Source organism: Leptospira kobayashii (genome assembly GCF_003114835.2).
GTDB lineage: Bacteria > Spirochaetota > Leptospiria > Leptospirales > Leptospiraceae > Leptospira_A > Leptospira_A kobayashii.
In genome coordinates this window covers 1,490,589-1,500,935 of record NZ_AP025028.1, presented here as the reverse complement: position 1 = coordinate 1,500,935, position 10,347 = coordinate 1,490,589, and the positions used below count along the sequence as shown (strand labels likewise).

4 protein-coding genes are annotated in these 10,347 nt (G+C 39.4%); all 4 read right to left on the bottom strand.

From position 1 onward, the window contains the following. Window positions 1–104 precede the first annotated feature (104 nt). From recD to DI077_RS06555, 4 genes are read right to left on the bottom strand one after another with little or no spacing between them, the layout of a single operon-like run. Window positions 105–1,931 carry an exodeoxyribonuclease V subunit alpha gene (recD, locus tag DI077_RS06570; RefSeq protein ID WP_109018805.1) on the bottom strand — a complete coding sequence of 609 codons (1,827 nt, stop codon included), beginning with the start codon at window positions 1,929–1,931 and terminating at the stop codon, window positions 105–107. Continuing rightward, on the bottom strand, window positions 1,928–4,957 hold the full coding sequence (locus DI077_RS06565) for a UvrD-helicase domain-containing protein (protein ID WP_109018804.1): 3,030 nt from the start codon (window positions 4,955–4,957) through the stop codon (window positions 1,928–1,930). The genes recD and DI077_RS06565 overlap by 4 nt, the downstream gene beginning before the upstream one ends. Continuing rightward, the gene (locus DI077_RS06560) at window positions 4,954–8,364 is read right to left on the bottom strand and encodes an exodeoxyribonuclease V subunit gamma (protein WP_109018803.1); all 3,411 of its coding nucleotides are present in this window, start codon (window positions 8,362–8,364) and stop codon (window positions 4,954–4,956) included. Before DI077_RS06560 ends, DI077_RS06565 begins: the two co-directional genes overlap by 4 nt. Further along, complete coding sequence (locus DI077_RS06555; protein ID WP_167837079.1) at window positions 8,342–9,847, bottom strand: ATP-binding cassette domain-containing protein; 1,506 nt, start codon at window positions 9,845–9,847, stop codon at window positions 8,342–8,344. Before DI077_RS06555 ends, DI077_RS06560 begins: the two co-directional genes overlap by 23 nt. Window positions 9,848–10,347 lie beyond the last annotated feature (500 nt).

Genomic DNA, 10,347 nt, shown 5'->3' with positions numbered 1-10,347 from the left:
TTTTTACGGATTTTTTTTATGGAAAAACCGATTTGCGAAATTCTTATGCAATAAAACCGACGTTCCGTTGAAAAAAGACAATGAATTCCTTATCAAATAAAAATCTATATCTGAAACCCGGTAAGCCTTTCTGTAGTATTTTTTATTCCAAAATCCCAAGAGGCGGTATTGCCTGCGAGTATCACTTGTTCTTTAGCGCGTGTTAATCCCGTATAAAGAATATGTCGGTTTAAAAGCCGGTTCGCCTTTTCATTGGGATCCGTATCCAAACGGTCCGGCAAATAAAAGAAAACGGTATCGTATTCGGAACCTTGACTTTTATGAACGGTAAGTACGTAAGCCGCCTCATGTTTGGGAAGAGTGTCCAATGCGAAATGATACAGTTCATTATCAATCGGAAAAACCGCTCTCAGCTCTTCTCCCAGTTTCATAACGAGTCCGATATCTCCATTGAATAGTTTTCTATTCCGATCATTCTCGGTTATAAGCAAAGGCAATCCGGAATAGTACAATCGTTCTGCGAGGTGTTTTTTATAAATAGAATCAGAAATATTTTTAGTCTGCGACCTTAATTCCAATTGAGCAAGCGAAGCAAGTTTTTCCTGAATCCCTTCGACTCCCCAATAACCGGATCGGAATGTAGTCAAACACCGGAACTTTTTCAACTCAAGAGAAAACTTATCATATAAGGATTTTTCTTTGATCTCGGTATGATTTTTTATCTTCCATTCCGAAATTCTTTTTACCTGAGGAAATAAATACTGTTTCCAAACTTGCAAAAGGATTTCATCCCTGGATTGATTGGAAGAACCGTTTTTAGATTGAAACCAAACTACTTCGCTTGGATAGGAAACGGATTCCCCTATCTCATTCGTCTTCTTCAAATCATTTCCGATCGAAACGTTTTTTTTCAAATCCGCGCTTTCGTTTTTCAAAATAAAATCGGCAAGTTCGATAATTTTGGATGTTTCCCCGTTTTTTCCAACCTTCTGTCGATTACTCTCCGTTAGTTTAGAAATGAACTTTCCCTTCTCTTCCAATACGGATAAAAAATCGCCGAGCACCGCTCCCTTATCTACGGAAGGCAATTGATTAGGATCCCCTATCAAAATAAGTCGGATCGGTTTTTGTTTCGGATTAGGCAACGCTTCCAAAAGAGAACGCATCAATTTTAAATCCACCATAGACACTTCATCGACTATGATAAGGTCGTGCGGCAAATAACGGTCTTTGTTATAATAAAATCCGCCTAAGTAGTGTTTGTAAGCGAGTAAGCTATGAATTGTTTGCCCACGCAAAAAATCATCTTTTGCCGAATTGATTTTATTTAGATTTTCACGAATGGATTCGGTTAGCCTTTGTGCCGCCCTACCTGTCGGAGCAGCCAAAGCGATTCGATCCCCCTCCGGTAGCATCCCCAATTCTTTTAAGATGGCAAGTATATAGGCAACGACAGTCGTTTTGCCTGTTCCCGGTCCCCCGCTTATGATTTGGAAGGGGTTTCTGATTGTTGCAAAGATAGCATCCTTTTGGCCTTCTTTCAAATGAATCGCATCTGGTTTTCCTTCGGATTTTTCCAAAAAGGCAGATATCCTATCTTCATCTAACTTTGTTTTGGAGACAAACGCCAACCGCTCCTTTAATTTTTCTTCCAAAGCTTTCTTCGCTTTAAATGTTTTCTCAAAATATAGTAATTTTTCTTTTCCTTTCGTTTCGAGGATCAAACCTTCCGGTTTGGATTTTAAAAGACTTTCCCACTCCTTTTTTATGGGAATGCACAGGTTTCCTTCTTCTTCCGAAAGCCATAGTTCCGTTAAAATGTTTTCCAATTCAGTAGACCCGAATAAAGATTGCTCCCTCTCTGCCACATAACTAGAGTTATGTTTCAATTTTTCCAAATCTTCTTTCAACCTGGACACAAAATTTTTCATGAAAGGCTCTCCTCTCCGGTCAGCCTTTGGACTTCGGATTGAATTTTAATCAATCTTTCCTCGTTCCAATCTCCATCGAAATAAATTCCATCCTGCTTTCCGACTTTCATACCTCTGAGAAAAAAATAATACACACCGCCTAATTTGGATAAAGCGTCGTTTTCACCGTATATATGTTTCAAATACTCGGCTAAAACCAGCGCGTAGATATCTCTTTGTAAATCATATCTGCTCTCCGGATCTGAAATCACATCTTCCAAATGAGAAGAAGAATAATCGGAAAGTAAATTTGATTTATAATCCGCCAGATAAAACTTCCCTTTAAAGGAAAATACTAGATCAATCGAACCCTTTAGAAAATTGCCGGGACCTTGGGGAAGAGATTTGTATTTAGGGTGATCCAAATACAAATGAAAGTCCATTTCGGCAACCCTGTCCTCCTTTGACAATTCCGCCAATCGAAAACGATCGGCTCCCATTTCCGCATTCAAAGAATTCCATATAATTTCCATGGTTCTTCTTTCATACTCCGGTTTATCGGAAATCAGCCCGAACCGGTCCAAATGATAGTCGATTTTGTTTCTTAGTTTTTCGTTCTTATACAAATCGGACGGATCGGGAACCATAAACCAGGAAAAATCGGAAGTTTCCAAAAGAGAGTGTAAATACGAACCGGTATTAGCTGATGAAGGTAATAAATCTGCTATTTCATTTATATTTTTTTTCTCATCGTCCGATTTTTTTTTCGAATCGGAGTCATTGAATAGAAAAACTTTTTCCTTCTCCTCTTTTGCACGCAAAGAGGAGTAACTGTTGATTTCTATCGTTTTCCGAAGGTTGTCTCCCTGAAAATAAAGAGGCTTACCTGTATCTTCTTCGGGAAAAAATCTTTGGGATTTTTTCTCCAATTTCAGACGAGGAATATAGTCACGAAAACCGATCCCTTTCGTCCCTATACTTTGTGTCAGTGCGGCGTGAACGAAATTTTTATAAGGGGAATTGGAAGAGGTTTCAAAATAAGGTAGATACAATCTGTATTTCGGCCTAGTCATTCCAACGTAAAACAGTCGTTTGTCTTCTCTGACCAGTTGACTGAGATAAGTTTTATTATCCGCATTCCAAAGATCCAATTGGTGTATTCTTTTTCCATTTTCAGCGATCGAATAACTATAGCTGGAATTATGATACGAATTCAGATAACCTTTCAGATGAAATAAAAAAACGATCGGCCACTCCAAACCTTTGGATGCGTGCAATGTCAGGATCTGGACTGCATCCTTTTCCGTTTCTTTTTCATATAACGGAAGTTCTTCTTCGTTTGTCTTTTCCTCTCCGAGCCGAACCAATTCTTTCAAAACTTCCTCCAGCCCAACTTGTTTGGCGATTTGGAATTGAAGTAATTTTCGGAAAATCTGTCTATAATTGGTTCTCTTTCTTTCCCAAATGATATCCGTTTCTTCTTCGTTGAGTAAAATCCGACTGTCTTCTTCGATGGAACGGAATAGTTCCGCGAACTTTCTTTCCGTTGCAAGCACCTTCCATCGGTTCAGCATTGTTTTTTCATAAGAATCTATCGAGTGTTCGTCGAACGAAGCAAGATATTTCGGATGAATTTTAAAAATATCACTTAAAAGTATTTTTCGATACGAGGAAGGTTTATTCGGATCCAGCAAACATTCCAAAATATTTTGAATCTGAATCGACTCTTCCGATTGATAGATTCCCTGTTGTTTGTAAAGAGTGAATGGAATTCCCCTCTCCTTCAATGCTTGACCGACCAAGATCCCATTTCTTCTGGAGTCCACAAGGACGGATATATCCTTCGGTCCGATTATTTTCTTTTTTTCGTTTTCAATATAAGAGAGTGCTTTTCCGGAATTCAATATTCCATCGATTTCGGCTGCAATACAGTCGATCCACAAATCCCTTGCTTCGCCGATACTGAGTTTATTTTCGGAAAGTCTTAGAATATGAATCGAATCCTCAGTATCCTCGGGAGATTTTTTTGTCTTCAAAGAAGTTTCTTCGGGTACAAGGACAGGAATATAATCCACCTTCTCTTCAATTTCCTCTATGGGAAAAAAATGACCGATGATTTTATTATAAGCCGAAATCAATTCGGGAACGGATCGGAAATTGTATTCCAAATGAAACAATCTTGCTCCATTTTTAATTAACTCTTGTTTGGCCCCCAAATAAGTGCCCAAATCAATTCCTCTAAATCCGTAAATGGACTGTTTGGGATCTCCAATCAAATACAATGCCTGATTTTCTTTTTCCAAAAACAAAGAGGAAAAGATTTCATACTGACCTGCATCCGTATCCTGAAACTCATCGATGATTCCGACTTGGTATCTTTCACTGAGCGCTTCTTTCAAATGCGGATTCGTTCGCAAAGAGTCCCTTAGTTTCAGAACCATTTGATCATAACTCATCCACTCGCCTGTTTTAAATTCTTCTTTAAGATTTTCCGCAATTAGTATTGCGGTATTCTGTTTGAAATTTTCCGAATTCCATTCTTCCATTTTATAAGGGTAAGATTTTCCGCTTAATAATTTTTCTACTGAAAAAAGAATCTTATCCACAGATTTGAAAAAATTGGATTCGGAAAGCAACTTGGCGAGTTTTTCCTTTTCAATCAGGCCGTTCCAAAGATTGTGCTGAAGATCATATAACAAAAGTTTTGCCTTTGACTTAACATCCGTGATTTTGAAATGATCGAAAGTTTCCGTTTCAATCGGGTATTCTCCCAAAACCATATTGCAAAATCCGTGGATTGTGGAAATAGTCGTTGAATCCAAATCCCGAAGTTCGTTCGTTAATTTTTCCTGGACGAGTTTTTTTCTCAGTCTCTCTTTGAGTTCCCCCGCCGCTTTTTCCGTATAAGTAAGGATTAGAATTTTTGAAAGCGGGATATGATGAAATTGGATCAGATCGGAAACAATCTCCATGATCGTATAAGTTTTACCGCTTCCCGCGGAAGCTTCGATAAAACTATGCTGCAACGGAAACGGACGAAGGCTCATAAATGAATTCTCCAATCCAGAAAAGGTTGATAAAAATCTTTTGCAAAACCGAGGGAAGATTCCAAAATCATCGAATGCAAGTCAGGATACAAACGAACGAGAGAATCCAAACCGGATTGAATCGCATCTACCTCTTCGTTCAAATATCTTTTCCAGGAAACTTCATCTTCGTAAACTTCGGTTAGGTTGGGAAGATTGGGATTTTTGCCGGAAGCTTTTTCCACGCTTACATAATATTCTAAAAATGCGTACCTTGGAAAAAAATAAGGCTCCTCTTTCTGATAAAGAGAAATGAGTTTGGAAAGATAAGAAAGATTTTCCTTTTTATCTTTTGTCTTATAACGAAGAGTAAAAAGGTCTTCCCCTTTTTTCTTAGGATCTCCTTTAGGTCTGGAACGAAAAGAATAGATTCGAAAATCTGATACCTCCGAACTAAGAACGGCTAAAGAACTCAAAAAAGGAAAACTCATTTTTTTCCAATAATCAGTGAACCCGTTCCAATCCACTTCCGGATCTTTGTCCAAAAGTTTTGGTAAAATCCAAAAATAGATTCCGTTCTTTTCAATTATATGTTCCCATTCGCCTACGATTTCCTCCGCACCTATTTTCAAAGAAGGAATCTTTTTACATACCGTCTCGGAAAGTCCCGTATCACCTAAGCTGAAAAAACGATGATAAGTTCCTCCTGCAAATTCGGAGTTCCATGTTTTAAATATTTCATTCGTGATAGAAAGAAACCGCAACAATTCCACTTCTTTCACTTCCGCATAAACGGATTGCGGAAACTTCGCCCTCGATTTTTCCTTTTTTATTTCACCGGAAAGCAGTTCCTTCAAACGATCTTCATTCCAAGGCCAATCCCCTTCTACTACCAAATCGGGAATCATATGTTCATAAATTGATTTCAAGATCATAGATTCACCAAGCTCTTGTATGGTGAACATTTCTCCAATCTCTCTATCGGTTTCCTCTTCGTTTAAATACATCCCCATTCTTTTGCTTAGGTATGCGGAAAGAGGATCTTCCAGGAATTGGGAAATTTCTTTCAAGTGGATGATTCGGGAAGAAGTGAGCTTGGAAATGGTTTCCAAAGAAGACGGATCCTGGAAACGGGAAAGTAATGGATGAGCCTTTCTATCCAGAGAAAGCCAGTGTTTTGAAAAATCAAAGCTAAGCAAACCTTGTTTCAATTCATCTTCCTTATGAGTATAAAGTTTACTGTAAGAATGGAGCGGAATCTCCGTTGCGGTTTCAATACCCAAACCGAACATTATCTCGTAAAGGCTCGAACAAGGTTCGAACGATTTGTCTTCCTGTATGTTTTTCCCCACATAACTTAGAGTAATCGATTCACCTGCGGAATGCAATGACTCCCAAAACAAAGACTCGCCCACTTCCTTACGGTTGATATCCCATTCTTCGGGAACATCTTTTCTTAAATTCAAAGGAGAGAGATCTTTTGAGCCCGGAAATTTTCCTTCTCCGAGTCCGAGTATATAAACATGTTTAAAGGGAATGGGCCTCATAGGCTGCAAAAGGAAAATAGTCACTCCACCCGTCAGATAATCTCCCTTACGGTAAGGGATTTTATCAAACGACTGTTCCGTGACAAACCGAAGAAATTGAATGCCGTCCTTTTCCGATAAATTTTCCAATCCTTCCCACTCGGACATCGATTCCAATAAGGAATGAAACAAATGCAATTCTCCCGTTTCTTCCGAAAGATCGAATAAGGATTCCAATATCTCACGGATTGCCAAAAACTCATCCTTTCCCCAATATCCTTTCTCCAAAATCAATTGTAGTCTGTTTCTTGTTTGAAAAACAAGTTCCCAAATTTCGGTCAGGATAACAGGATCTTCTTCCGATTCCATGGGCAAAAGTATCTCTTCGTAATTTTTCCAGGAAGAATCGGAATCCAAAACTGCGGACAAACGAATCCTGCGTAGCCCCCTGGATATTTGAAACCCTTCTTCTTCCCTGCCCTTCTCTTCATACTGAACACCCGTTAGTTCAACTAACTCTTCCAGTCTTAGAAGAGTTTCATTATCGATATTCAATTTAGAGAGAAACAAAGGATTATGAAGCAAAGATAAAAAGGAATCTTTCGTAATTCCCATACCGGAACATAAATCCCAAAAGCCCATACAACCTTGATAAAGATAGGAAGAATCACTCGCTTTAATATCGGTTAGTGAGTATGGAATTTTTTTCCGGATCGGTTCCGAGGTTTCCGAACTTTGGATGAGGAGTCCTCCGTCAAACACCCATTCTACTGTCGGTCTGTAGGTTTTGATATCCGTCAATAGGATTGCGAAATCCACATAGGAAAGTCCGGGGTCCCGGTTCAATTTGAATAAAATATCATTTGCTACCGCTTCCATTTCCCGAAATGCGGAAGGAGCATTCCAAAAACGCACCGAAAAATCGTCTGTCCGGGAATTACCGGACAAAGAGTACGGTTCCTTCAATTGTCCCGACAATAATTTTCTCAATGCTCCCAGACCTTCCGGGTATGTCTGTTTCGGAGTAATATCCTTTTGGGAGAATTTACCCATATTCCTAATGCGGGAATGTGTTTGGACCTGAGGTCTTGACCAATGAACGGGGATTAAACTATCTTTGGGAATATGCGAAAACCCGTTATGAAACTGGTAGATATAAACCGGGAAATCATCCGTTTCCGAAATGGATTCCAAAATACCCAAATATGTATCCGCAAGATTGGAAAGACAGAACAAATGAACGGAAGAAAATTCGCTTTTGAAATTTCCTTTTTTTTTCTTCGATTCCTTCAGGAAAAAATGAATCGAAGATTGCAAGTTTTCATCCGAAAGGGAAGGATCTAAAAATATATCCTGATAGATTTTCTTTTCCATTCTCAGATAATCATTGTCATGTGGAAACTTCGACTTTTTCTTGGATACGGAAGGAATTTCTATTCCGTTTTCTTTCGCCCATTCCTCAATCCATCCGGAACGATTCAATTCATAGTCCCGAAAGAGCAATGCAAGTTTTGCACTTAGGGAAAATACCCTGGGAATGTTTGTCAGATAAGATGATAAAAAAACGAATTCTTCCTTTTCTTTATTACGAACAAGATAGGACAGAATTTTTTTTTGAATGTTTCCTGGGCCCGGAAATGTACGAACCAAAGGATCATATTCCTTCCCTGCGCGACCCAAATAGTACTCTTCAAAAAACCTTTCTAAAAACTGATACCTTACTTGCGTTGACAGTCCTCCGATTCTTGCCAAATTCAGATCCAACCACCTACGCATGTTTAGGTTAGGAATGATTACTGTCGGAGCTTTGAGAGGATACCTTTTTCTCTCCTCCCATAAATTGTCCGATAAAAGCGAACTGATATCGTGTAAAGAAAGACTAGTAAAATGTTGTATTGGCATTGGAATACAATTTCCCATCTTGAATTTTCCATTCCAGAAAGGAAAGTCTTTCTAAAAACCGAATGTCATGACTTACGAGCAAAATCGCCGAATGAATGGAAATCAAAATCGATTCCAAAACTTCGATCGAAACCAGATCCAAATGATTGGTTGGTTCGTCCAGAATCAAGAGCTCCGGCCTACTACCGACCGCCATAGCGAAAGAAAGTTTTTTCCATTCTCCCGGACTGAACTCTTTCGATTCCAAAATTCTTTCCGGATCCGTCCCCAAACGATGAATGACGGAGAGAATCTCCCCCTTATTTTTCGTATCCGTATTTTTCCAGGAAAGGTCGATTTCGTTTTTGTTTTGGTTTGTTAATTCCTGAGGGAGATAAAATACTTTATCATTTGTTAGATTTAGATGGGAAGAAAGCCACTTCAGAAAACTGGATTTGCCGGAACCGTTGGCACCGGTTAAAACGATTTTGGATTTTGGGGTTATGGACAAATTTCCGGAAGAAAGCTTCAAATATCCGAAATCCAATTCACCCGCATCCTTGAGAAATAAAAAATCCTTCTTGGAATACCCTGTCTCCCAGCTAGCACCTAACGTTTCTTTTTTGGAAAGTTTCAATCTAATTTCTGTTTCTTTTTGGTAGATCCGATCGACCCTGGATTCCAGTTGGGATTTTAATTTTCCCGCCTGTCCATCTTTTCCGGAAACAATGGCAAGCCCGATCCTACCGCGACCGTCACTATCGTGTAAGGCTAGTCTTTTTTTCGACCTCTTACCATCCGCGACAAGTGCATCTTCCGTTCTCCTCTTCAGTTCCTTTTCCAATTTTTTTTTGGTTTTTCGAATCGCATCCAAATCGTTTGCAACTTCTTCTTCCTCTCTTTTCTTTTCCAAATTCCCTTGGGTATAATTTCCCATTCGTTGAATCACAAAAGGCGGCTCCATAAAAACGCAGGATTCGCAAGCATCCAAAAGTTCACGGTCGTGGCTGACCAAAATCCCGATCCCTTTGTATTTGGACATTGCAGTGACAAACAGATCCCTGCTCTCTTTATCCAAATGATTGGTCGGTTCGTCCAAAATCAAAATCTTGGGGTTATGAAAAATAGCCATCGCCAAGAGAGCTCTTTTTTTCTCTCCGTAACTTAAGTGCTCGATTCTTTCCAAAAAATCATAACCAATGGCAAGCCTGCTTTTCCAAAAGCCCGATTCGTTCGAATCATCGTATAAAAATTCTTCCAAAGCATTGTAAGTTAAAACAGGTTCCTGTGGGTAATACTCCACTCCGTTATTTCCGATGATTTCTCCTGAATCCGGCTTTAATTCGCCTGTGATGAGTTTGGTGAGAGTGGTTTTACCGGAACCGTTTCGACCGACGATGCCAGTCCATTGGTTTCGGAAATGAAGATTCACATCCCGCATCAGATAAGAAGATGCTGTGGGAAATCGGAAAGAAATATTATGAAAGGAAAGATGAGATAACATAAGATGCCCCTTTGGTTTGGAAAACAAAACCCAGGTAAACATCCGGAATTTAAGAAAAGATTTTAAAACAAGCGGTTTACCTGGAATTAGGCGGTCAGTCTCATCGGTGAAAATACCTCTCAGTTACTTACAACAGAAATGCTAAAATTGAATTTGTCAAATGAAAATCATTTCATTTTTCCCGCTCTCGAAACATATTATTTCGGCTTCTAAACTTCAGCAACCTTTTGGCGCCTATTGTTCGTTATACGAACAAAGAAACCAACGGTTGTCCCGACCGGGCTCTCCTTAAGGCGGCAACGCTCGCTTCGCTGGTCGATCCCTGGCGAAGGAAAAATTTCGTAATTATTTTATTTGGGATGACAGGAAATGACCCAAGGAGGGATTCGAAGGTATACCATCCCCGCCCTATTCGAACTGGGTGGGGTTAACCACCCGCCACCCAATGGCTTCCATCTATCACATCGCCTATTTTTTGTAAAGCGGGGATGAGTTTTATT

Bases quoted from the DNA above. Each gene is read 5' to 3' on its own strand.
- recD (WP_109018805.1), bottom strand. From the start codon at position 1,931: ATGAAAAATTTTGTGTCCAGGTTGAAAGAAGATTTGGAAAAATTGAAA.
- DI077_RS06560 (WP_109018803.1), bottom strand. From the start codon at position 8,364: ATGCCAATACAACATTTTACTAGTCTTTCTTTACACGATATCAGTTCG.
- DI077_RS06555 (WP_167837079.1), bottom strand. From the start codon at position 9,847: ATGTTATCTCATCTTTCCTTTCATAATATTTCTTTCCGATTTCCCACA.
- DI077_RS06565 (WP_109018804.1), bottom strand. From the start codon at position 4,957: ATGAGCCTTCGTCCGTTTCCGTTGCAGCATAGTTTTATCGAAGCTTCC.